Source organism: Pseudomonas serbiensis, assembly GCF_030580745.1.
GTDB classification, from domain to species: Bacteria; Pseudomonadota; Gammaproteobacteria; order Pseudomonadales; family Pseudomonadaceae; genus Aquipseudomonas; species Aquipseudomonas serbiensis.
Window position 1 is genome coordinate 137,051 of the sequence record NZ_JAUQOO010000006.1, and the last position, 23,578, is coordinate 160,628.

Annotated in this window: 16 protein-coding genes and 1 pseudogene; 12 read left to right on the plus strand and 5 right to left on the minus strand. The window is 58.4% G+C overall.

Features of this window, described 5'->3' with window-relative positions:
* The first annotated feature begins 154 nt into the window (after positions 1–154).
* The 4 genes from Q6A51_RS10175 to Q6A51_RS10190 are packed head-to-tail and all read left to right on the plus strand — an operon-like array spanning position 155 to position 4,880.
* Positions 155–937 (plus strand): efflux RND transporter periplasmic adaptor subunit, encoded by a 783-nt coding sequence (locus Q6A51_RS10175; RefSeq protein WP_201003843.1) that lies wholly within the window; start codon positions 155–157, stop codon positions 935–937.
* The gene (locus Q6A51_RS10180) at positions 934–2,253 is read left to right on the plus strand and encodes an efflux RND transporter periplasmic adaptor subunit (RefSeq protein ID WP_304574724.1); all 1,320 of its coding nucleotides are present in this window, start codon (positions 934–936) and stop codon (positions 2,251–2,253) included. The genes Q6A51_RS10175 and Q6A51_RS10180 overlap by 4 nt, the downstream gene beginning before the upstream one ends.
* Entirely contained in the window at positions 2,254–4,350 is a 2,097-nt protein-coding gene (locus Q6A51_RS10185) for an HlyD family efflux transporter periplasmic adaptor subunit (RefSeq protein WP_304574725.1), read from the plus strand.
* 32 nt (positions 4,351–4,382) lie between these two features.
* Positions 4,383–4,880: a GNAT family N-acetyltransferase gene (locus Q6A51_RS10190; RefSeq protein WP_304574726.1), complete on the plus strand. Its 498-nt coding sequence runs from the start codon at positions 4,383–4,385 to the stop codon at positions 4,878–4,880.
* On the opposite strand, the gene Q6A51_RS10195 is transcribed toward Q6A51_RS10190, so the two are convergent.
* Together Q6A51_RS10195 and Q6A51_RS10200 are read right to left on the minus strand one after the other, a co-directional pair.
* Positions 4,881–5,192: a DUF6916 family protein gene (locus Q6A51_RS10195; protein WP_201003835.1), complete on the minus strand. Its 312-nt coding sequence runs from the start codon at positions 5,190–5,192 to the stop codon at positions 4,881–4,883.
* A 48-nt stretch (positions 5,193–5,240) separates the two neighbouring features.
* Positions 5,241–5,834: a phage tail protein gene (locus Q6A51_RS10200; protein WP_201018868.1), complete on the minus strand. Its 594-nt coding sequence runs from the start codon at positions 5,832–5,834 to the stop codon at positions 5,241–5,243.
* A 414-nt stretch (positions 5,835–6,248) separates the two neighbouring features.
* Between Q6A51_RS10200 and Q6A51_RS10205 the strand changes: the two genes are divergently transcribed.
* From Q6A51_RS10205 to Q6A51_RS10225, 5 genes are all read left to right on the plus strand, one after another.
* The gene (locus Q6A51_RS10205; protein ID WP_304574727.1) at positions 6,249–7,085 is read left to right on the plus strand and encodes a sulfotransferase family protein; all 837 of its coding nucleotides are present in this window, start codon (positions 6,249–6,251) and stop codon (positions 7,083–7,085) included.
* A 145-nt stretch (positions 7,086–7,230) separates the two neighbouring features.
* Complete coding sequence (locus Q6A51_RS10210) at positions 7,231–14,412, plus strand: Ig-like domain-containing protein (RefSeq protein WP_304574781.1); 7,182 nt, start codon at positions 7,231–7,233, stop codon at positions 14,410–14,412.
* 75 nt (positions 14,413–14,487) lie between these two features.
* Positions 14,488–16,008: a TolC family protein gene (locus Q6A51_RS10215; RefSeq protein ID WP_201005187.1), complete on the plus strand. Its 1,521-nt coding sequence runs from the start codon at positions 14,488–14,490 to the stop codon at positions 16,006–16,008.
* Between the two features lie 41 nt (positions 16,009–16,049).
* On the plus strand, positions 16,050–16,805 hold the full coding sequence (locus Q6A51_RS10220; protein WP_304574782.1) for an aspartyl/asparaginyl beta-hydroxylase domain-containing protein: 756 nt from the start codon (positions 16,050–16,052) through the stop codon (positions 16,803–16,805).
* The gene (locus Q6A51_RS10225) at positions 16,793–17,725 is read left to right on the plus strand and encodes a sulfotransferase family protein (RefSeq protein ID WP_304574728.1); all 933 of its coding nucleotides are present in this window, start codon (positions 16,793–16,795) and stop codon (positions 17,723–17,725) included. Before Q6A51_RS10220 ends, Q6A51_RS10225 begins: the two co-directional genes overlap by 13 nt.
* A gap of 66 nt (positions 17,726–17,791) precedes the next feature.
* On the opposite strand, the pseudogene Q6A51_RS10230 reads toward Q6A51_RS10225, so the two are convergent.
* Positions 17,792–17,890: pseudogene (locus Q6A51_RS10230) on the minus strand (type II toxin-antitoxin system mRNA interferase toxin, RelE/StbE family); the annotation flags it as partial.
* Positions 17,880–18,119 carry a type II toxin-antitoxin system RelB/DinJ family antitoxin gene (locus Q6A51_RS10235; RefSeq protein WP_304574729.1) on the minus strand — a complete coding sequence of 80 codons (240 nt, stop codon included), beginning with the start codon at positions 18,117–18,119 and terminating at the stop codon, positions 17,880–17,882. The gene Q6A51_RS10235 and the pseudogene Q6A51_RS10230, both read right to left, overlap by 11 nt.
* 434 nt (positions 18,120–18,553) lie before the next feature.
* On the opposite strand from Q6A51_RS10235, the gene Q6A51_RS10240 reads away from it, so the two are divergent.
* Entirely contained in the window at positions 18,554–18,712 is a 159-nt protein-coding gene (locus Q6A51_RS10240) for a hypothetical protein (protein WP_405046137.1), read from the plus strand.
* 133 nt (positions 18,713–18,845) lie between these two features.
* On the opposite strand, the gene Q6A51_RS10245 is transcribed toward Q6A51_RS10240, so the two are convergent.
* The gene (locus tag Q6A51_RS10245) at positions 18,846–20,780 is read right to left on the minus strand and encodes a M60 family metallopeptidase (protein ID WP_304574730.1); all 1,935 of its coding nucleotides are present in this window, start codon (positions 20,778–20,780) and stop codon (positions 18,846–18,848) included.
* A gap of 245 nt (positions 20,781–21,025) precedes the next feature.
* Here Q6A51_RS10245 and mdcA point away from each other — a divergent pair, with 245 nt between their 5' ends.
* Together mdcA and Q6A51_RS10255 are read left to right on the plus strand one after the other, a co-directional pair.
* Positions 21,026–22,702, plus strand: coding sequence for a malonate decarboxylase subunit alpha (gene mdcA, locus Q6A51_RS10250; protein WP_304574731.1), 1,677 nt, complete (start codon positions 21,026–21,028; stop codon positions 22,700–22,702).
* A complete protein-coding gene (locus tag Q6A51_RS10255) occupies positions 22,702–23,577 on the plus strand; it encodes a triphosphoribosyl-dephospho-CoA synthase (RefSeq protein WP_201005175.1) in 876 nt (291 codons plus the stop codon). The genes mdcA and Q6A51_RS10255 overlap by 1 nt, the downstream gene beginning before the upstream one ends.
* Position 23,578: the final 1 nt, after the last annotated feature.

A 23,578-nucleotide genomic window follows, 5' to 3' on the forward strand; every position in this document is an offset into this window, starting at 1 on the left:
GCTATGCGGGCCTCTCGCGAATGAATTCGCTCCTGCCTGGGTGAGCAGAAATATTCCAGACACCGAAGCCGGCACCCAGCAAAGATACTGGCTATTGGCTTGACGCTTATCACGGCTGCCGTAGACTGGTTTCATCCGACAAGGAGTCTCCGGTATGCGGTGTTTGCACGGTTTGTTTTTCGGGTTGTTCGGTGTGGTGTGTGTCGCTCAGGCGCAGACTCCGGCCGAGGTTGATCCGTTATTGGATAATGCTTCCACAGGTGCTCAGGCTGCGGCCTCCAGTGAGGCGCGTGGTGTCTTGCGCGCACAGGATCAGGCGGTGCTCGCCAGTGAACTGGCCGGGCGTATAGTCGATCTTCCGCTGCGCGAAGGTGAAACCTTCAACAAGGGCGATACGCTGGCGCGTTTCGATTGCTCGGCCTATCAGGCCCAGCTCAACGCTTCCCAGGCGGCGAGTCGTGGTGCCAGTGAAGAACTGGCGCACAACCGGCAACTGGCTGCGCTCAACTCCGTCGGTCGATTCGAGGTGGCTCGGGCCGAGGCCAAGGTCGCTGAAACTCAGGCGCAATCAAGCGTCTTTCAGGTTCAAGTCAAACGTTGCAGCGTGATTGCGCCGTATGACGGTCAGGTCGTGGATCGCAAGGTCCAGCGTTATGAAAGCGTTTCCGCTGGCACGCCGCTGCTGGAGATCGTCGATAACCGTACTCTGGAAATCCACCTTCTGGTGCCGTCCCGCTGGATGGGCAAGCTCAAGGCCGGTCAGACGTTCAGTTTTGTGCCTGACGAAACCGGCAAGCCACTGACCGCCACTATCAAGCGCTTTGGTGCGCGGATCGATGAAGGCAGCCAGACCTTGCTGCTGGTGGCCGGTCTGCCAAAGTCCGAGGGCCTGTTGGCGGGCATGAGCGGAACTGCACGTTTCCCGGAGCTTAAGTGAACGCTTCTGTACCTGGAGTGGTGGAACGGGTCTTTGCCCAGTTCCTCGATCTTGAACGTCTGACCCGCGCTGCCCGCACGACCGATCAACTGGCTTACAGCCTTGTGAATGACGGCCAGCCGCTGTTTGGCTTTCGCCATGCTGCGCTGGTGATTGCCGGCAAGGTGCGGGCAGTGACCGGCGTCAGCGTGATTGATCCCAATGCGCCCTTTGTCGCGTTCGTCGAGCATGCGGTCGCTCAGTTGTTCAAGCTGGAGAAAGCCAAGCCCGCCAGTGTCGTTGCGATGGATGCGCTCACCGCTTCGGTTCGCGAAGACTGGCAGAGCCTGTCGGCCACCCATGTGTTCTGGCTGCCGTTGCTGGATCATAAAGGCGAAGTGTTCGGCGGCTTGTGGCTGGCCCGTGACAAACCCTGGGCTGCGCCCGAGCAGGTTCTGCTTTCGCAACTGGGCGATACCTACAGCCATGCATGGCTGGCGTTGCAGCCGCGCAAACCCTGGCGCCTGCGCTTGAGTCGCAAGCGTCAGGTGGGGTTGGTGGCTGTTGCACTGCTGAGCCTGCTGATCCCGGTTCGCCAGTCGGTTCTGGCTCCTGCCGAAGTCGTGCCGTTGGCCGGTCGCGTGGTGGCTGCGCCACTGGACGGCGTGATTGCCGAATTTCTGATCAAGCCCAACCAGTCGGTCAAGACCGGTGACCTGCTGGTGCGTTTTGAAAACACCACCCTCAAGGCTCAGGCCGATGTGGCCGAGCGCACGCTGGGTGTCGCCGAAGCCGAACTGAAAGCCAACTCGCAACGCGCCTTTGCCGATGCCGAATCAAGCTCGAAGGTCGACCTGCTGGCGGCTCGCGTCGAGCAAAAGCGTGCAGAACGCGATTACGCCCGCGAATTGCTCAAGCGCAGCGAGGTTCGTGCCGAGCGTGACGGTATCGCGGTCTTTGCCGATGCCCAGCGCTGGACGGGGAAGCCGGTCCAGACCGGTGAGCGCCTGCTGGAAATCGCTGATCCGTCCCAGGCCGAACTGCGCATTGAATTGGCGGTCGGCGATGCCATCGCTCTGGAGCCGGACGCTGAAATCGCTCTGTTCCTCGACAGCGACCCTCTGCACCGCCATTCCGCTCGTCTGGAGCGTGCAGCTTATGAGGCGCAGCCGACTCCAGGTGGTCAACTGGCCTATCGCCTGGATGCGAGCTTCCTTGATGCGCCGCCGCGTATCGGGTTGCGCGGCACTGCGAAGGTCTTTGGCGAGCGAGCACCTTTGGCGTTGTATCTCTTGCGCAGGCCTTTGGCTGGTTTGCGTCAGAGCGTAGGCCTGTAAATGGCGCTGCCCAGCCTGCGGGCGGATCTGCAGCTTTCTTCTGCCGCACCTGCACTCGACGGGTCACCACGCTGGACCCTGGCCGATCCGGTGCGAGGCCGCTATTTCAAGCTTGGCGCTCAGGCTATCCGCCTGTTGCGCCATTGGTCGCTGGGTGACGCCACGCAGGTGTTGCAGGCCGCGAACCTTGAGCCCGGTCTGCCGTTGGGCGATAACGAAGTGGAAGAGCTGCTGATCTTTCTTCGCAGCCATGACCTGATCGCTTCGACCGACCCGGACCAGCGTGCAAGCTATGCCTACAAGGCGGCTGCTTCGCGTCACGGCTTGTGGCAGATGTTGTTGCATCAATACCTGTTCTTCCGCATTCCCCTGTGGCGCCCGGATGCTTTTCTCAATCGGGCCTGGCCCTGGCTGAAACGCTTTGGCCCCTCACTTCTGCGCTATGGCCTGCCTGTCACGTTGGGGCTCGGGGTGTTTCTGGTCGCACGTGACTGGCAGCGATTCATTGGAACCTTCCCTCATCTGTTCAGCCTAGGTGGCGCGTTGGCGTTTGGTGCGGCGCTGTTTTTCGCCAAGCTCTGTCATGAGTTCGGCCATGCCTTCATGGCCAAGCGTGCCGGGTGTCGTGTGCAGAGCATGGGCGTTGCATTCATGGTGCTGCTGCCGTTGTTCTACACCGATGTCAGCGATGCCTGGCGAGTGAATGACCGGCGCGCCCGTTTGCTGATCGGCGCAGGTGGTGTCCTTGCCGAAATGCTGTTGGCCTGTATCGCTTTGCTGGCCTGGTCGCTGCTGCCCGACGGGCCTGCACGTACGGCAGCGTTCATGCTTGCCAGTGCGACCTGGCTGACCACGGTGGTGGTCAATCTCAACCCGTTCATGCGTTTCGATGGTTACTTTCTGATCAGTGACCTGTGGGAAGTGGACAACCTTCAAGGCCGGGCCTTTGCCTTGTGTCGGTGGCGGTTGCGCGAGGCCTTGTTCGGTTACGGCCTGCCTGCGCCTGAACCCTGGACGCCGGCCATGCAGCGCCGCCTGTTGTGGTGGGGTTATCTGTCCTGGCTGTGGCGTGCGGTGCTGTTTTTCGGGATTGCGCTGGCGGTCTATCACCTGTTTTTCAAGTTGCTGGGGATTTTCCTGATGCTGGTGGAGCTGGGCTGGTTCATCTTTCTGCCGATCTTCAAGGAAACGCGCCACTGGTGGGCCAACCGCGAACAGGCTCATACGCCCAGGGTCTTGCTCAGCGGCGCAGGCTTGTTGGCGCTGGTATTGCTGCTGGTGGTGCCTTGGCGCAGCAGTGTCGAGCTGCCGGTCATGCTGGAAGCCGGGAGGGTGACGGCCCTGCATGCGCCTGTGGCCGCGAGGGTCAAGCAGGTGAACGTGCAGGACGGCCAGGCGGTGGAGCAGGGGGCTGTGTTGGTAGAGCTGGAGTCGCCAGACGTCGATTCGCGCCAGGCCATCGTGCGTCGGGAAATCGAGATCCTGCAATTGCAGATGCGCCGTCAGGCAGGACGCAGTGAGACGGTTGCGGACGTTGGCATTATCGAACAGCGTCTGGCCAGCGCCGTGGCCGAGTATCGCGGTCTGGCAGCCCAGCGCGAACGCTTGCTGGTGCGTGCTCCTCAGGCCGGTCAGGTGCGTGATCTCATGCCGCAATTGAGCCCTGGCCGTTGGGTTTCGACCCAGACGCCTCTGGCCCGGATCGTCGAGGGCGGTACGCGCATCCGTGGTTATCTGGCTGAAGATGCCTTGTGGCGTATCGCGCCAGGAGACAAGGGACGTTTTATCGCTGACGACCCCATGCGCCCGTCGCTACAGGTCGAGCTGCTGGATGTGGACGCTAACGGGGTTTCCTATCTGGATCAGGAAGCGCTGGCGTCCGATCACCACGGGCCGATTGCCGTGCGCCGCGACGAAAACCACCGTGCCGAGCCGGTACAGGCGCAATACGGTGTACGTTTGAAAGTGATGGACGAGATTGAAGCGCCGGTTCAACCGTTGCGAGGTGTAGCGGTATTGCAAGGTCGCAGTGAGTCGCTACTGGGCTCGACCTGGCGAAGGCTGGCGGCACTGGGCGTTCGTGAAAGTGGTTTTTGAAAAGTGGTTTCCAGGGAAAGAGGACGACACTGATGTTGAACAATGCAGACGGGCTGGAAGTACGGCCCTCACGTGACTCGGACAGTCCTTTCATACAGTCGCTCTATCATTCGGCTCGACCTGATTTGCAGTTGATCGATGGCGAGCGCGATCTGGTGGAGGAGGTCATCGCTCAGCAGTTTCGCGTTCAGGAATCCGGCGTGGGCAACGGGTTTCCCAATGCGATGCATTATGTGATCGAGAAGCTTGGCACCTTGATCGGCGCATTGGTGGTGGACTTTGGCCCCAATGAAATTCGTGTGCTGTATCTGGCGTTCATTCCGGCGGCGCGGGGCAAGGGCTACGGGCGGACGGTATTGCAAGGCGTGCAACAGGCTGCCGAAAAGGTCTGTTGTCCTGTTGCTACGGTGGTCTGGGCCAATAACCCTCATGCGCGCCAGCATTATCTGGCGCTTGGGTTTCAGGTCGAAGAGCGGGATGTGGCTGCGGAGCGGCTGGTCTGGTATCCGGGTCAGTCCAAAGCCAACTGATCAGTTGAAGCTGATGCAGTAATAGGCCAGGTTCGCATCACGCCCCATTGGGGGAACGCGGGAGACGAATACTTCTTCAAGCTTGCCCAGTTCCGGCAGTTCAATGGCGCACAGGCCATCGACGAAGGTGCTGGGCTCCAATGAATTGAGGCTGACGCTGAAGGGCAGGCGCTCATTGTCGGAGAGGCGTGCCAGAGGTTTTTCGTCGATGGACGAGATGGTAATCGGCAACTGACTGCCGTCGTCCAGTTGCAGCGAGCATGGGCTGCCCAGCAGTGCACGAAAATGTTCGACAGTAACGTTTTGCAGCATGGAGCGACTCCAGCAAGAGTGGGAGAGCCCTTCCCTGGGCTCGGAAAGTCAGTTGCGAGTAGGGAAAAGACCCTGCAAGGCAATGCTGAAGTTTACGACCAGGAAGGGGTTCATGCTGTCGATAGGCAAGCTGCCTCCGACGGGTTGCATGGTGCCAGTGATGGCTGTTGAGACGCCTTTCTGCACGATAGGCGCTCCGGTTCCCAGGTCCGGTGCAAACATGTTGGCGGAAGTCGGGCCGGCTGTTGTGCCTCCGACATAGCAGTTGGTGGCCGTTGGCACGATAGAGCCGGTGGCGCTCGGCTGCGCACCCAGGTTGATGGTGGTCGTTGCGGTCAGCGTGCTCATCTGGTGTACGTGAGCCGGCATGTTGGCGATGGCGACCGTAACCTTTTCAACGCCTGAAACCGTGCCGATCACCCGGTTGGTCAGGTTGACCCCTGTGCCTTGGTTGACCGGCACACGGCCTTGCAGGTTGGGCAGCATGAAATTCTGTGTCGCGTTTCCTCCATAAATGACGCCCAGCAACGCATACAAGGCGTTGTACTGGCTGATGTTCATCGTCTGGCCGTTGCATTGCGCCCAGCCATTGGGTGCAAAGGGGAAGCCGAACGTCATGATCGAGCCCATAAAAACTTCCATAAACCCTCATCCTTCATATGTTATGGGGTGACACGTGATCCACTCAGGCACCTGCCTTCGGTAGTGGCAATGTGAAAGCGTAGACACTGTTTGGCGAATTGCTGCGCTTTTACATAGCTATGTCGTGATTGAAACAATCAGGTTGGCAGATGACGTTTATTCAATCGTTCCTTCCTGATTTTGGGAAAAAACTGGCAGGTATTCAGGCCGATTTCCGACCATTCATCTGATAGTTGTCATCTATTGAATGTGGAAAGCTTTTGAGTACAAAGGCTTACCCAAAAAAGTTCGCATTTTGTGACTGTGTTGGCTCAAGTTCGGGGAACTGATGTCGAAGTACTACTATGCGCGTACATATTGTTACGTTAGGCTGACATTGGTTTTCAGACGGACAGGGCTCAGGCAGAGGAACGGATGCACGACTTCCACTTTATATCGGGTCTGCCACGCTCGGGATCTACCCTGCTGTCAGCCATTCTTCTGCAAAATCCCCGCTTTCATGCGGGTATGAGCAGCCCGGTTGCCTCGTTGTTTTCCAACGTTCTTGGTCAATGCAGCGCGGGCAGCGAATTCGCTTCGATGATCGATATCAACGCACGCCGGCGCCTGTTGCGCGGGATTTTCGAGTCCTATTACGCCGACAAGACCGACAAATCCATCGTTTTCGATACAAACCGTGGCTGGTCTTCTCGCCTGCCGGCCCTGATGGATCTGTTCCCCAAGTCCAAGGTCATTGCCTGTGTGCGCAATGTGGCCTGGATCATGGACAGCATCGAGCGCGTATATCGCAACAATCCTTTCGAGAACACCAAACTGTTTGTCGATGATAGCGAGCGCAACACCGTCTACAGCCGGGTCGAGACCCTTGCGCAACGCAACCGTCTGGTGGGGTTTGCCTGGGCTTCGCTCAAGGAAGCCTATTACGGCGAAAATGCCGATTCCCTGCTGCTGATCGACTACGACCTGCTTGCCCAGGCCCCAGAGCGGGTCATGCGTCTGGTGTATGAATTCATCGGCGAGCCGTGGTTCGAGCACGACTTCAACAACCTCTCCTATGACGCACCGCAGTTCGACGACGCCTTGGGCGTCTCCGGCCTGCACAAGGTAAAACCCAGGGTTGCCTTTGAAAGCAGGCACACGATCCTGCCGCCTGATCTGTTTGAACAGTATTCGAAGCTGTCGTTCTGGAATGACGGTTCGGCAAGTGCTGCCAACGTGATCCGCATGAAATCCGACGCCGCGACCAATTGATCGCGGTTTTCCATATCAGTGTTACAACGTTCGATCTCTGGTGAGCAACATGTGGTGGAATAAGAAAAAGTCGCCGACTGTACAGCGGGCCTCCGTGGATGCTAAATCCCCCGCTTCCCCCATGATCATGTTCCTTGAGCCGCGAATGCTGTTCGATGGCGCCGTTGCTGCCACCGTTGCCGATGCTGCGCAGTCGGACAGCCAGGCGACTGCCGAGGCTGCCAAGACTACCGATCAGGCCAGTGCCAAAGACAGCAGTAGCGATAGCCATGCGCAATCGGCTGCCACGGCAGATATCACGACCACCTCAACGACCGTAACAGGCAGCACCGTGGTCTTCGTCGACTCGCGGGTCAAGGACGCCGACAGCCTGCTCACAGGCGTTGCGCCCGGTGCCCAGGTCGTCATGCTCGATGCCACCAAAGACGGCCTGCAACAGATCGCCGACTACCTGGAATCCCATCAGGGCGTGAGTTCGGTGCAGATCATCGCTCACGGCAACTCGGGTGATCTGTGGCTGGGCAACAGCTATCTGTCGGCCGACAACATCGCTCAACGCAGCGCCTTGCTGGCCGAGATCGGCAATGACATGGTCGCGGGCGGCGATATCCTGATTTACGCCTGTAACACCGCTGAAGGCGAGTTGGGCCTGAGCTTCGTCGATTCGCTTGCACAACTCACCGGGCGCGATATCGCTGCATCGACCAACCGCACCGGTGTGGGCGGCGACTGGACACTGGAAATCGCGACCGGCAGCATCGAAAGCATCGGTGCGCTGTCCCAGCAGGCAATGGATTCTTACCAGTGGGGGCTTGCGACCATAACGGTAACCTCCAACAGCAGTACTGGCGCAGGAACCTTGCGCGCAGCGCTGGCCAGTGCCCAGAACGGCGATATCGTGACCTTCTCCAGCAGCATGACAGTCGCGCTTGACGCCCAGTTGGTGGTCAACAGAAACATCACCATTGATGGCGACCTGAATAACGACGGTGTAGCGGATGTTACGCTGGACGGCCAGAACAGGACCAGTGTGATCCGGGTTACCTCCGGCACGACTGCAACCTTTGACGGCCTGATCATTACACGAGGCGTTGCCAGCACTTCGGGTGCCAATAGTGGTTCAGCGGTTTCAGCGGCTGACGCTGTGGGTGGTGGTATCAATAACGCCGGTAACCTCACGCTGCGTAACGTCACCGTGACAGCCAACTCGGCTGCAGGCGGTGGTGGCGGCGGTGGCGTGCTCTCTCCGACCGTCGGTGGTGGCGGTGGTGGCGGTGGCGGTATTGGTGGTCAGAATGGTGCTACCGGTGGTGTTGCCGGGACCTATTTCCCTACAGCGCCCTCAGCCAACACAGGCGGCAACGGTGCTGGTTTCAACACTGTTTATATGGGCGGGCGTGGCGGTAATGCGAGCGGCGGTGGTGCCGGTAGCATTGGCTCTTCTGGCTACACCAACGGTGGCGCAGGCGGTACGGCGACTTCTGGCGGACGGACCATCGGCGGTGGTGGTGGCGGTTCGGGCTTTGATGCCACTGGCGGCAGAGGCGGCGCGGCGGTGGGCGGTATCTATAACGGCTCTACTGGCACCCTGGCGATCATCGGCACCTCGACCATCAGCAGCAACATCGGTGCGGGCGGTGGCGGTGGTGGTGGCGGTACGATCGGCGGGAACGGCGGCCGGGGTATCGGTGCCATCTGGAACAGGGGTACGCTCAATATCACGGCAAGCAACAACTCGGCCATGAGCGGCAACGTAGGTGTCAGCGGGTCGGGTGGTCAGGCAACCAGCGGTGGTACAAACGGTACCTCGCCAACGGGGGTCAATAACATTTTCAACGATGGTGGAGGGTTGAGTATCACCTACAGTGCTGACGTTACGGCACCCACAATCTCCAGCATCGTGATTGCCAACCCGTCTCTGGGGTCGGGTGGTTCGTCTGCCGTGACGTTCACCTTCAGTGAGCCGGTGTTCGGTCTGGATATTTCCGAGATTGTCGTTCCCAACGGCACCCTGACCAACCTCACGACCACCAACAACATTACATGGACTGCGACGCTGACGGCATCCAACAATGTCGCGGACTCGACCAACGCCATTACCCTGGCCGGTTCGGCCGTGCAGGACTCGGCGGGCAATATCGGTACCGGTACCGGGACGTCCAACAACTATGTGGTCAGTGACACCGTCGCTCCGACCGCAACCATCGTTGTGTCGGACACATCCTTGATCGCGGGCGAAACTTCGCTGGTCACCATCACATTCAGCGAAGCGGTAACGGGTTTCAACAATGCGGATCTGTCGGTTGCCAACGGTACCCTGACCGCAGTAAGCAGCAGTGACGGTGGCATTACCTGGACCGCAACCCTGACGCCGCTCAATAACCTGACCAGTGCTACCAACCTGATCAGTCTGAACATGACCGGCGTGCAGGACTTGTCGGCCAACGCAGGCACTGGCACGGTTTCATCGAACAATTATGCAATCGACACGTCGCGCCCGACCGCCACTATCGTGGTTGCGGACAGTACACTGACTATCGGTGAAACTTCGACGGTGACGATTACCTTCAGTGAAGCGGTAAGCGGTTTTAGCAACGCTGACCTGACTGTCGTCAACGGTAGCCTGACTACAGTGACCACCAGCAACAACATTGTCTGGACGGCCCTCTTCACGCCGGCCAACAACATCTCTGATACCACCAACGTGATCACCCTGGACAATACCGGTGTCACGGATGCCGCAGGTAATACCGGGCTTGCCACGACCATTTCCAATAACTACGCCGTCGATACTGTTCGTCCGACCTCCAGCATTCTGGTTGCCGACGCCAACATTACCGCAGGTGAAACCTCGCTGGTGACCATCACCTTCAGCGAAGCGGTGACCGGTTTTACCAATGCCGACCTGACCGTGCCCAACGGTACCTTGAGTACCGTCAGCAGCAGCGATGGCGGTATCACCTGGACCGCGACCTTTACGCCGACCAACAACATATCCGACACCACCAACCTGATCAGCCTGGATAACTCCGGCGTGACAGACCTGGCTGGCAACTCCGGGAGCGGTAGCACCAACTCAGGCAATTTCACCATCAACACCGTGCGCCCGAACGGGACGATCATTGTCTCCGACAGTTCTTTGTCGATCGGCGAGACCCCAACGGTCACCATCACCTTCAGTGAAGCGGTGGTTGGTTTCAGCAATGCCGACCTGACTGTGGCAAATGGTACATTGAGCCCGGTCAGTAGCAGTGATGGCGGTATCACCTGGACCGCGACCCTGACGCCATCCGCGAACGTGACCGATCTCACCAACGTGATCACTCTGGATATGTCCGGTGTCGCGAATGCTTCTGGCAACGCGGGTCTGGGAACCCTCACCTCGAACAATTACGCCATCGATACCGTACGCCCGACCGCGACTATTGTGGTTGCCAATAACAATCTGTCCATTGGCGAAACCTCGTTGGTCACCATTACTTTCAGTGAAGCGGTGAGCGGCTTCACCAACGCTGACCTGACCGTGAGCAACGGTACGCTGAGTTCGGTCAGCAGCAGCGATGGCGGTATCACCTGGACCGGAACACTGACTCCGGTAGCAGGCGTCACCAATGCCAGTAACATCATCACTCTGACCAATACCGGTGTGGCCGATCTTGCTGGCAACGTGGGCGTTGGTACCACCAATTCAAGCAACTACGCGATCGACACTGTGCGTCCGACTGCAACCATCACAATGGCTGACAGCGCCCTTTCGGTCGGTGAAACCTCGTTGGTAACCTTCACCTTCAGTGAAGCGGTGACCGGCTTCACCAATGGCGACCTGATCGTACCTAACGGCACCTTGGGCACCATCACTAGCAGCGATGGCGGCATTACCTGGACCGCGACCTTCACACCGAATATCAATATCGCTGACACCACCAACCTGATCATCCTGGATAACTCAGGCGTGACAGACCTGGCCGGCAACGCCGGAACCGGTATGACCAACTCGCCCAACTTCACCATCGATACCATGCAGCCCACTGCAACCATCGTGGTAGCGGACAGTTCGTTGAGAGTTGGCGAAACTTCACTGGTCACCATTACCTTCAGCGAAGCGGTGAGCGGTTTTACCAACGCTGATCTGACGGTGACCAATGGCACCTTGAGCACCGTCAGCAGCAGTGATGGCGGTATTACCTGGACGGCGACCTTTACGCCGAACCAGGGCCTGAGCGATGCCACCAACCTCATCACGCTGGATAACACCGGGTTCACCAACGTATCCGGTAACTCGGGTTCCGGCATCACAATCTCGAACAATTACGCCATCGACACCCAGCGTCCGACCTCAACCATCGTGGTTGCCGACACCGCTCTGGCCATTGGTGAAACCTCGCTGGTGACCATCACCTTCAGCGAAGCGGTGACCGGCTTTACCAACGCCGACCTGACCGTGTCCAATGGCACCCTTGGCGCTGTCAGCAGCAGCGACGGCGGTATTACCTGGACCGCAACCCTGACGCCTGCCGCCAACATCACCAGTTCCACCAACGTCATCACTCTGGATAACACCGGTGTGAGCGATCAGGCAGGCAATACGGGCTCTGGCATCACGACCTCAGGCAACTATGCCATCGACTCTGCGCGCCCGACCGCGAGTATCGTCGTGGCGGACAGCACGCTGATCGCTGGCGAAACCTCACTGGTGACCATCACCTTCAGCGAAGCGGTGAGTGGTTTTACCAATGGCGACCTGAGCGTGGCCAACGGTACCTTGAGTACCGTCAGCAGTAGCGATGGCGGTATCACCTGGACAGCGACTTTCACGCCGGCCAACAACATTGTCGATACCACCAACCTGATCACCCTGGATAACACTGGCGTGACAGATCTGGCTGGCAACACCGGGACCGGCACGACCAACTCCAACAACTACACCATCGACACTGCGCGCCCGACTGCAACCATCGTGGTAGCGGACAACGCGCTGCGAGTCGGTGAAACTTCGTTGGTGACCATTACTTTCAGCGAAGCGGTGAGCGGTTTCACCAACGCCGACCTGACCATAGCCAACGCCACCTTGAGCTCCGTCAGCAGCAGCGATGGCGGTATCACCTGGACGGCAACTCTGACGCCGACCGCCAGCGTGACCGACACCACGAACCTGATCACGCTGGATAACACGGGCGTCGCCAATGCTTCCGGCAACATCGGCAGCGGCACGACCGACTCCAACAACTACGCCATCGACACCCAGCGCCCGACCTCAACCATCGTGGTTGCCGACAACGCCCTGGCCATTGGTGAAACCTCGTTGGTGACCATCACCTTCAGCGAGGCTGTGACCGGTTTCACCAACGCCGACCTGACCGTGTCCAATGGCACCCTTGGCGCTGTCAGCAGCAGCGACGGCGGTATTACCTGGACCGCAACCCTGACGCCAGCCGCCAACATCACCAGTTCCACCAATGTCATCACTCTGGATAACACAGGTGTGAGCGATCAGGCAGGCAATACGGGCTCTGGCATCACGACATCGGGCAACTATGCCATCGACTCTGCGCGTCCGACCGCGACTATCGTCGTGGCGGACAGCACGCTGATCGCTGGCGAAACCTCACTGGTGACCATCACCTTCAGCGAAGCGGTGAGTGGTTTCACCAATGGCGACCTGAGCGTGGCCAACGGTACCTTGAGTACCGTCAGCAGTAGCGATGGCGGTATCACCTGGACAGCGACTTTCACGCCGGCCAACAACATTGTCGATACTACCAACCTGATCACCCTGGATAACACCGGCGTGACAGATCTGGCTGGCAACACCGGGACCGGCACGACCAACTCCAACAACTACGCCATCGACACTGCGCGCCCGACTGCAACCATCGTGGTAGCGGATAACGCGCTGCAAGTCGGTGAAACTTCGTTGGTGACCATTACCTTCAGCGAAGCTGTGAGCGGTTTCACCAACGCCGACCTGACCATAGCCAACGGCACCTTGAGCGCCGTCAGCAGCAGCGATGGCGGTATCACCTGGACGGCGACCCTGACGCCAGCCGCGAACGTGACCGACACCACCAACCTGATTACGCTGGATAACACGGGCGTCGCCAATGCTTCCGGCAACATCGGCAGCGGCACGACCGACTCCAACAACTATGCGATTGATACGTCACGCCCGACTGCGACCATTGTGGTAGCCAACAGCACACTGGGGATCGGTCAAACCTCGCCAGTGACCATCACGTTCAGTGAAGCGGTCACTAACTTCGACCTGTCAGACCTCAGCGTAGCCAGCGGTACTCTGTCGAACCTGGTCAGCAGCGATGGCGGCATTACCTGGACCGCAACCCTGACACCCACGGCGAATATCAGTGATGCGACCAACTTCGTCGTCATGGATACCAGCAACGTTACGGACCTGGCGGGCAACGCCGGTAGCGGTGTTATCAACTCTGCCAATTACATTGTTGACGGTCAGGCACCCAGCATTTCGAGCATTGTGGTTGCCAACCCGAACCTGACCACGGGCCAGACCACTCAGGTGACCTTTACTTTCAGTGAACGTGTCAGCAACTTCGATCTTTCGGACCTCAGCGTAGCCAACGGCACCCTGTCCAATCTGGCCAGCAACGATGGTGGCCTGACCTGGACGGCGACCCTGACCCCGACAGCGAATACTCAGGCCCCGAGCAACTTCATCACGCTCGACAGCAGTAATGTGACGGACCTGGCAGGCAATACCGGTATCGGTATCACCAACTCCAGCAGCTACGCAGTCACTACCCTTTCTCAAGGTGGCGATCCACAGTTCCGCATTAGCGATTCGGTCCCTCTGATCAGCCAGCCAAACCTGCCATTGCAGCCGACGCTCTTTGGCCCGCCGACCGGCAATCTCGGTTCGCCGCTGAGTTTCGCGCCGTTGTTTGAGGTGCGCACCACAGGCGACGGTCTGCCGCCTCTGGGTAACATCTTCATCAGCAATGGCGCGTTGGCTCCAAGCTTCATTGCACAGGTCTTCAGCTCGAGTGAGATTGGCGGCAGCACGGGGGCCACTGGCGGTTTCCTTGGTTTCAGCAGCGGGGAAGGTGGCGTGTTCGGCAACAGCACCTTGTCGACGCTGTTCAGTCGCGAGTCCTCCACGGACACCTCGGCGCAAAGTACTTTTGACAGCGGTAGCAGCCGTGGCCTGAGCGATTCCTCACAAGGTATTCGTGGCAGCTTTGGCGCGTTGACACTGGAGCAACAGTTGCAATTGCTCAAGGATGGCGAGCAGAAACAGCTGCATGAACTAGCATGGGCTTTGGGGAAAGCCGGTATCAGTGAAGTGCAGGCCTGAGACAAGGTTTGAGTCAGGCGCCGGCAAATCCCGGCGCTTATAAAAAAGAATGGGTAGTCAGGGGCGGTCGAACGGATGAAAAGAAGTAAGAAGTTATTCAGTGTCAGCCTGCTGGCGCTGATAGTCAGTGGTTGTGCTGTCACCAGTCAACCTATCGACCGTAGTGTCAGTGAGCAACGTGCGCAAAGCGATCTGCAACTGATGTACAAGGATCAGGAGCCACTGAATGGCCCTCTGACCCTGCACCAGGCCATGGCTCGTGCAGTCAAGTACAACCTTGAAGCGCGTCTGAAGATCATGGAAGAAGCCTTGGCCAAGCGTCAGTTGGACCTTGCCAGCTTCGACATGTTGCCACGCATGGCGCTGTCCGCAGGTTATGCCGGACGCAGCAACGTCAGCGCCTCCAGCAGCGAAAGCGTCGAGACTGGCACCCAGTCTCTGGAACCCTCGACTTCCCAGGATCGCAGCCGTCGTGTCGCCGACCTCACCATGGTCTGGAACGTGCTCGACTTCGGCGTCAGCTACATCAGCGCCAAGCAGCAGGGTGACCAGCGCCTGATCGTTCAGGAGCGTCGTCGCAAAGTCGTCAACACCATCGTTCAGGACGTGCGCTCGGCCTATTGGCGTGCGGTGGCGGCCGAGCGTCTGCTCAAGCAGATCGACAGCCTGATGGCCCGCGTCGAACAAGCTCAGAGCAACAGCCAGAAGATGAGCGCACAGCGCGTCGGCGACCCGGTTCAGGCGCTGAGCTACCAGCGTTCATTGATCCAGGCGACCCGTCAGCTTGAAGAGCAGCGCAAGGCGCTGTCTCTGGCCAAGACCGAACTGTCGACCCTGATCAACCTGCCACTGGGCAGCGAACTGACCCTGGCGACCCCGGACGATTACTCGATCCCGGAACTCAAGGTCGACATGGGCGTGCTTGAACACGAAGCCCTGGCCAGCCGTCCGGAACTGCGTGAGCAGGATTACCAGACCCGCATCAGCTCTGCCGAAACCCGCAAGGCCATGCTGCGTCTGCTGCCGGGCCTGGAGTTCTCCGCGGGTGGTCATTACGACAGCAACTCCTTCCTGGTCAATGACAAATGGGCCGACATGGGCGTCAAGGTCACCTGGAACCTGTTCAACGTGATCTCCGCTCCTGCGGCCATCGATGTGGCCAAGGCCGGTGAAGAAGTCGCTGCGGCGCGTCGTCAGGCCATGTCCATTGCCGTACTGGCTCAGCTTTACGTGGCCAACGCCAACTACCGTGAAGCCTTGCGCCAGTTCAAGACCAGCCAGCAACTGTCGAGCATCGACGGCGAAATCGTTGGTCAACTGCGCAACCGTTACAAGGCGGCAGGTATTGGTGAACTGGACCTGATCCAGGGCGAACTCAATACCCTGCAAGCCGACCTGCGCCGTGACCTGGCCTACGCCGACCTGCGCAATGCCTATGGCCAGATCTTCGCCAGCGCCGGGCTTGATCCATTGCCGGAGCAACTGCCTTCGACCGATGTTCAAGTGATCGCGGGTGCCTTGGCGTCGCGTGAAAACCAATGGTCTGCCGGCAACATCGCCCAGCCCGTGAAAGCGGCTGAAGTACAGGCCAAGTAAGCGGATCCGTGCTTCCGGCCTTTTCCCGCCTGCCTGTAACAGTGGACTTGCCTCTGCTGTTACAGGCGCTCTCGCGTATTGCCGATACGGCCTGGACCGCGCATTTCAATGCCGGTTACTACGAAGGGCAGTGGTCCGGTGTCGCGCTGGTTTCCGCTGCCGACGCCCTGACGGAGTTATCGTCAGGTGCAGGCGAACCTATCCCCCGAGATCCCTGGCAAGCCGACGACCGCTGGGCTGCTGCCTTGCACGACCTGCCGCTGGATATTCGCAGCGCCCGCTTGCTGCGACTTGGGCCGGGTAGCCGAATCCACGAACACCGCGATTACGACCTCGGCGGACCGCAGGCTGATCGTCGTTTGCACATTCCCTTGCTCAGTTCGCCGGACGTGGATTTCATGCTGGACCGCCAGCGCATCCCGATGAGTGCGGGCGAGTGCTGGTTTCTGGATCTGGCCCGGCCCCACAGCGTCGATAACTGGGGGCAGCAAGAGCGTGTTCATCTGGTGCTCGACTGCCGCCCCAATGCCTGGCTTGAACAGCAGATCGAAGCCGGTTTATCCACAACCCCACCCGCTGGCCAAGGCCGGGCAGCCGAAGCCTTTGCACAGTTCAGGGCCTTGCTGGAGTGCGATTCCCGGTTGTGTCGCATCTTGCAGGACGAACCGGACAGCGAGGCTTTCATCACCCGTACCCTGGCGCTGGGTGCCGAGCGCGGTCTGCATTTCGGTCGTGAAGACATACGCGCCGCGATGCGTCTGGGGCGCAATCAATGGAACCGACAATGGACAGCCTGAAAGACTGGCTGCCGATCCGCATCTGGCAGGAAGCTGAAGAGTGGCGGGTGGACTGGTGCTGGTTTGGTGACCGCAAGCTCGATCAACCCTTCTTTCGCGATGCGGTGGACGAAGCGCTGCGCCTGCCTTTCAACCAGGCGTTCCGACGCGAGACACCGCTTGCCGTGCTCTGTGAATGGCAACTGCCTGCGATTCAACCCACGGCGTTCGTCCACCACGCCTCGCGTTGCGGCTCGACCCTGATCGGCCAGATGCTGGCCCGGCTCGATGAAGCAATCGTGATCTCCGAACCTCCGCCGCTCGATGCGCTGCTGCGGGGCGCGCTTGATCCCGTTGTCCGGCGTGCCGCCCTGCGCGGTTTGCTCGCCGCTTATGGCCAGAAACGACGCGGCACCGAGCAGAAACTGGTGATCAAACTGGATGCGTGGAACATCGGTGAATTGCCTTTGTTGCACGAATGTTTTCCTGACGTGCCGTGGATGTTCGTATACCGCGAGCCTCTGGAAATCGCCGTCTCCCATATCCGCCGCGCGGGTATGCATATGGTGCCGGGAATCATTGGTCCCAGCTTATTGGATGGCGAGCGCCAGGCCGATTCGCGAGAAGACTATATCGCGCAACGGCTGGGCCGGATCCTCGACTTCGGCCTTGAATATTGCCGCGCCTTTGGCGGCCTGCCGGTGAACTACCGGGAATTGCCAGGCGCGATGGACGGGCACTTGGCTGATTTCTTCGGGCTTGATGCTGCGCAACGCAGCAAGGCGCTGCTGGCGACGGCCCAGCACGCCAAACAACCGGGCCAGGTGTTTGTTGCTGACAGCCGGGATAAGAATCGTGAGGCTTCCGACCTGCTCAGGGAGCGGATCGAGTACTGGACCCGAGTGCCTTATGAGGCGCTGGAGGTGTTGCGGGGCAGTTGAGCCGAATATTTTACTTATTCGGCTCATATGGTGAGCCGAATAAGCAAAACAATCGGCTCACATCCAGAGAACCTTCCCATGCTTTTTCTTGAGCTGCTGTCGAACGGTGTCCCCCAGCTTGTGCCACTCTTTTAAGGCTCGCGCATCGAACTGGCTATAGATCATCCAGCGAAACCTTCACTCGCTGGGGATTTGCCAAACGCTCGCGAACGGTTGCGAGGAGTGCCTCATCCTCGTCTGTCATCAGAGCGGTCTTGAATGGGAGTTGCCCGCGCTCAGCTACGTACTGCAGCGCTTGGCGCATCAGCTCCGACGGCGTTACACCTGGCTTTTCCAGCTCTCTGTAAGCACGGGCTTTGAGGTCATCATCGATACGAACGTTGATTGATGCCATGGTTGTAATTCTCAATGTAATGACGTTTGTATATGCAATGGCTTATCTACGTGTATCAGGCAAGCGCCGACAGGGCCTGCCGACGAAGAGCACGTTATCCACCTCGCTCAGCCACAGATAGCAAGACGCCTCCCTTTCCCTTGAGTGAAATTTCCGAGAAAATCCCGACCGCTTGCGCCCTGTGATTCGGGTCTCTAACCTCCTGCCGTCGCTGCAAAATCAGCGATCAGGTTTGGTAGACCTAAAGTTTATTGGCGCAAGGCGCCACCTTTTGCGAGGCGCTTTTTTACGGCCTGTGTTTTGGTGGCCGTGCGCATGGCGTCCTTGGACGCGCCGGGTGCCAATAACCGGTTCTACCAACTTGCGTGCGGCCGCCACCCAATCGTTGGTAGCGATGGATGACGGCTCCTTTTGGTTTATTGGAGTTGTATCTGATGCTCAAAGTCACCCCCGACCCACCCGTTATCCCCACCGCCCACTTCATCGCCAACGAAGCATTGAGCTACGAAGAAGCACTTATCCGCGCTTCCGATCTGCTGCGTTGCGCCATGGCCACTGCATACGAATGCGGCGACGGCCTCAGTGGCTCGTAGCGTGATCTGGCATTTTCTGTGGTTCATCTGATCGAGATGGCCAATACGCTGCTGGAGCGGTCGTTGCGGTAGACGGGTTTTTCGCGAATGAACTCGCTCCTGCGCGGGTACGAATTCATTCGCGAAGCCTGTGTCATTGACTCTTCGAGACGTTCAACTTGATTGGAACAGTCAGCGTTCCTCCCCAGTTGTAATCGGAGGCAGCCCTTATAGCCAATCTCAGTACACCTTCGTAATTATCGTCGGGCAGAGGCAATAAATTGTCCGAGAGGTGATAGCTCAGTTTCCAATAGACGCTATGGTCATTGCTCAAGCATGACCTGACCGCATGCATGGGATATTCCTCGGGACAATCTCCATGTCTGAGGGTGCCGCGCAGGACGACGTAGTGAGGCTCTCTATGTGTGCCCACCACCAGCGTTTTCAGTTTTGTATAGTGCTCTCCCTCAATCACTTGAAGCGCTGTCGGACCTTCCTCCTTGCCATAAGCAACAAGGCCAATGAAAGACTTGAAGTCCGGTATGGCTATTGTTCCCTGAATCGTTGGATTTGCAGAAACGTTCCATTCCGACGAATACTGCACGCTGGGTTTGATGGGGTCTGGCAGGTTGAGATCTACGATGGTTTTGCGCGCCTCTGCGCTGTAAGGAAACTCCCACTTATCAAAGAAACCACTTAAATTCCTACCGACAATTCTGCTGCTATTAACCGCAAACCAGTCGATCTTTTTCTGATCTGTCGAGAAATCATCGGCATTCTCACCTCGCGCATAGGCAATCCGGAAATCCTTGGCGAACTGTGCATGCCAGTCCGGGAAGGAGATATAAAGTTGCCCGAGCATCATTAACGTTTTATCTCCAGGGTTGTCGGGAACTTCAGGTAACCCCTCCATTGCCAGGAATCGCCCTACAGCTTCCGGGTCCGAGATTATATAGGCTCCGAATCGTGGGTGGCACCGCTGGAAGTTGGCTACTTTATTGCCTGTCAACATTCGGCAAGCTTCCAGCGAGAACAAGTTGTTGCTGATTTCTGTGAGGTGGTTCCATTTCCATGCCAGTTGATTCTGGTGACCATATTCATGCCAGTCGCCCCACTGGCTGGTCACCCGGTTTCCACCAAAATCTATTCCGACCAGTCCGTTGTAATAATGAGACATACAGCAAATATTGAAGCTTGCCTGATACATTGATAAGGCTAAAGTATCAAGTGGCGTATCGGTCTGCCATGTAAAGCCATTGAATTGATCATAGCGGGTTGTAACGATCAGGTGCTCCCTCATCATGGCATCTATATCTTTATCGGCATGCTGCAAGGCGACGGATGCAGGGAAGTCCATCACGGTTCTGCCGTTGAACAGGTAGACCTGGCCTGAGGGATCAGGCTTTTTGGCGATCGCTGGCCAGTCGCTCGTTGGTGTTACTCCGAAGAGATAGAGCGACGTGTTTTCATGGGGCGGGGAGGTGCTTATATTGACAAATTGGCCCCAACTGCTCCAGTTATTCATGTTCTTTCCGGCGTCCACACAGGCAAGCATCAGCATGCCGGGAATGGTTGCTTTGTAGACCTGAGTCGAGTTTTTCTTCAAGGTCATGCTGTTCGTGGCCGAGGCCCCGTAAGGCTTGTCGAAGTTGGCGAATGTGTGAGCGGAACAGCGTGTAAGCAGGCTGGGATAGTCTTTGACGTCCAGAGTTATCTCATCGCCGACCGCCAGATAAACATGAGTGGGTATATAGATATTTCTACGCTGCCATCCCCCCGCGCGCCTCATTTCATTCTCTTGTTCTTCGAGAACGGGAATATTATACGTATCTTCATCGCCTCCATATATTTCATTTATCCGTAATTGCCACAGCAATACTTCGCCAATTACACCTTGTGTGGAGGCTTGAGAAATATCGTTTTTTCTATCGAGGGATTCCGAAGGTACCAATGTTTCTTTGTCATCATAGATAGCGTCGTCTTCGGCATGGGCGGTGATACCCGTAACTAATGTTAACAGGATGGCGATTGAGTGAAGGTATAAGCGAGTGGCGTTATATAACCTCGCTTGGTAACAAGGCGTGTTCATTGTCTGGCTCCTTTTTATAGTGCTTCCTTTATTGGATGTAGTTTAGTTTGCCCATCATTGAATGGGCGCATGCAGGTATATCGTTTGGCAATACTCATGGGCCATTCAGGAGCGAACTCATTCGCGAAAAGCAGCCCGAATCCCGATTCATTACTCCAACCGTAACGATTCCGCTCCCTGCTTGATTGATGCTCCACACCCTTCGCTCCTAAGGTGACCCACGACAGCGAATTCGTGGAGTGATCATGACAACAATAATGAACCCCGACGCACGCTGGTCGCGTCGTCGCAGTGAGAAACAGCGGCGGCTCGAACAGGTGCGAGCCCTCGCCGATGGTGTGGTGTTGCCGACCGACCGGATTGTCGCGGCGCTGGAGGCCTTGCTGGTTTCCGGGGACCGTGTGGTGTTGGAAGGCAACAACCAGAAGCAGGCAGACTTTCTTTCCCGGGCACTGGCCAAGGTCGATCCGGCCAAGGTTCACGATCTGCACATGATCATGCCCAGTGTCGGTCGGGCCGAGCATCTGGATCTTTTCGAGCAGGGCATCGCCCGCAAGCTGGATTTCTCTTTCGCCGGAACGCAAAGCCTGCGCATCAGCCAGTTGCTTGAAGACGGGTTGCTGGAAGTCGGCGCCATCCACACTTACATCGAACTCTATTCGCGGCTGGTGGTGGACCTGATCCCCAACGTGGTGCTGGCCGCTGGTTTCATGGCCGACCGGGCAGGCAATATCTACACCGGCCCGAGCACCGAAGACACTCCGGCTCTGATCGAGCCCGCAGCCTTCAGCGACGGCATTGTCATCGTCCAGGTCAACCAGTTGGTGGATGACGTCAGCGAACTGCCACGTGTCGACATCCCGGCCTCCTGGGTCGATTTCGTGGTGGTGGCTGACAAGCCGTTCTATATCGAGCCGCTGTTCACCCGCGATCCTCGCCACATCAAGCCGGTGCATGTGCTGATGGCGATGATGGCGATTCGCGGCATCTATGAAAAACACAACGTTCAGTCGCTCAACCACGGCATTGGTTTCAACACCGCCGCCATTGAGCTGATCCTGCCGACCTACGGCGAATCTCTGGGCCTCAAAGGCAAGATCTGCCGCAACTGGACACTCAATCCGCACCCGACGCTGATCCCCGCCATTGAAAGTGGCTGGGTCGAAAGTGTGCATTGCTTCGGCACCGAGCTGGGCATGGAAAACTACATCGCCGCCCGGCCCGATGTGTTCTTTACCGGGCGTGACGGCTCGCTGCGCTCCAACCGCCAGTTGTGCCAACTGGCCGGGCAGTACGCGGTGGATCTGTTTATCGGCGCGACCTTGCAGGTCGATGGCGACGGGCATTCCTCGACCGTTACTCGCGGTCGGCTGGCAGGCTTCGGTGGTGCGCCCAACATGGGTCATGACCCTCGCGGCCGTCGCCATGCAACTCCGGCCTGGCTCGATATGCGCCAGCAGAGTGGCGATGCTCCCGAGGCTTATCTGGAGCGTGGCAAGAAGCTGGTGGTGCAGATGGTCGAGACTTTCCAGGAAGGCGGCAAACCCACCTTTGTCGAAACTCTCGATGCAGTTGAAGTGGCCAAGAAGAGCGGCATGCCACTGGCACCGATCATGATCTATGGCGATGACGTCACCCACCTGCTCACCGAAGAGGGCATCGCCTATCTGTACAAGGCACGCAGCCTTGAAGAGCGTCAGGCGATGATTGCCGCCGTGGCAGGCGTGACGGTGATCGGCATGCGCCACAACCCCAAGGACACTGCGCGCATGCGCCGTGAAGGCCTGATTGCCTTGCCGGAGGACCTGGGGATTCGTCGCACCGATGCCAGCCGTGAATTGCTTGCTGCCAAGAGCATTGCCGAGCTGGTCCAGTGGTCTGGCGGCTTGTACAACCCGCCTGCGAAATTCAGGAGCTGGTGATGCGCGCACTCAAACTGGATTCGCCACCCGTTACCCTTGGCGAGCACCTGGCCGATATGGCTGTGGAAGCGCTGATAGACGAAGCCGACCTGTCACCCAAGCCTGCATTGGTGGACCGGCGCGGCAGCGGGGCGCACACCGATCTGCACTTGGGCCTGATGCATGCGTCGGCCTTGTCGCTGTGGCCAACCTTCAAGCAAATGGCCGATGCCGCTCTGGAGTTCGGTGAAGTAGGCCAACCGTTGCGTGAGGCCTTGGGCAGGCTCGGGCGCGAAGGTGAAAGCGACATGCTGCGCGCCACTGCTGGTGTGAACACTCATCGCGGCGCGATATGGGCATTGGGCCTGCTGGTGGCGGCTGCTGCGCTGGAACCGGAAAACTGTAAGCCAGCGGCTATCTGTTTGCGGGCTGCGCAGTTGGCACTGATCGAGGATCGTTATGCCGTCGCTCAGCCCAGCAATGGCCGCGAAGTCGCACGACGTTACGGCGCGATGGGGGCTCGGGAGCAGGCGCAGCTTGGCTTCCCGGCGATCACCCGCTTTGGCCTGCCACAACTGCAACACAGCCGTGCGGCGGGCTGTGGCGAGCAGAATTCCCGGCTGGATGCCTTGCTGTCGATCATGACCACTCTGGCGGACACCTGCGTGCTGCACCGTTCCGGAATGACCGGGCTGGAAGCCATGCAGCGCGGCGCACAGCGGGTTCTGGATGCTGGCGGCAGTGCCAGCCTGGCAGGGCGTCGCTATCTGCAAGAGCTGGATCAGCAACTGCTGAGCCTGAATGCCTCTCCTGGAGGCGCAGCCGATCTGCTCGCCGCCTGCCTGTTTATCGATAGCCTTGAGCCTGCGCTCGGCCATTCATCGAGGAGTCTTTGAT

What these genes read in the sequence shown, in the direction of transcription:
- Q6A51_RS10175 (WP_201003843.1), top strand. Translation starts at nt 155, where the DNA reads ATGCGGTGTTTGCACGGTTTGTTTTTCGGGTTGTTCGGTGTGGTGTGT.
- Q6A51_RS10185 (WP_304574725.1), top strand. Translation starts at nt 2,254, where the DNA reads ATGGCGCTGCCCAGCCTGCGGGCGGATCTGCAGCTTTCTTCTGCCGCA.
- Q6A51_RS10190 (WP_304574726.1), top strand. Translation starts at nt 4,383, where the DNA reads ATGTTGAACAATGCAGACGGGCTGGAAGTACGGCCCTCACGTGACTCG.
- Q6A51_RS10195 (WP_201003835.1), bottom strand. Translation starts at nt 5,192, where the DNA reads ATGCTGCAAAACGTTACTGTCGAACATTTTCGTGCACTGCTGGGCAGC.
- Q6A51_RS10200 (WP_201018868.1), bottom strand. Translation starts at nt 5,834, where the DNA reads ATGGAAGTTTTTATGGGCTCGATCATGACGTTCGGCTTCCCCTTTGCA.
- Q6A51_RS10205 (WP_304574727.1), top strand. Translation starts at nt 6,249, where the DNA reads ATGCACGACTTCCACTTTATATCGGGTCTGCCACGCTCGGGATCTACC.
- Q6A51_RS10210 (WP_304574781.1), top strand. Translation starts at nt 7,231, where the DNA reads ATGCTGTTCGATGGCGCCGTTGCTGCCACCGTTGCCGATGCTGCGCAG.
- Q6A51_RS10215 (WP_201005187.1), top strand. Translation starts at nt 14,488, where the DNA reads ATGAAAAGAAGTAAGAAGTTATTCAGTGTCAGCCTGCTGGCGCTGATA.
- Q6A51_RS10225 (WP_304574728.1), top strand. Translation starts at nt 16,793, where the DNA reads ATGGACAGCCTGAAAGACTGGCTGCCGATCCGCATCTGGCAGGAAGCT.
- Q6A51_RS10235 (WP_304574729.1), bottom strand. Translation starts at nt 18,119, where the DNA reads ATGGCATCAATCAACGTTCGTATCGATGATGACCTCAAAGCCCGTGCT.
- Q6A51_RS10240 (WP_405046137.1), top strand. Translation starts at nt 18,554, where the DNA reads ATGCTCAAAGTCACCCCCGACCCACCCGTTATCCCCACCGCCCACTTC.
- Q6A51_RS10245 (WP_304574730.1), bottom strand. Translation starts at nt 20,780, where the DNA reads ATGAACACGCCTTGTTACCAAGCGAGGTTATATAACGCCACTCGCTTA.
- mdcA (WP_304574731.1), top strand. Translation starts at nt 21,026, where the DNA reads ATGACAACAATAATGAACCCCGACGCACGCTGGTCGCGTCGTCGCAGT.
- Q6A51_RS10255 (WP_201005175.1), top strand. Translation starts at nt 22,702, where the DNA reads ATGCGCGCACTCAAACTGGATTCGCCACCCGTTACCCTTGGCGAGCAC.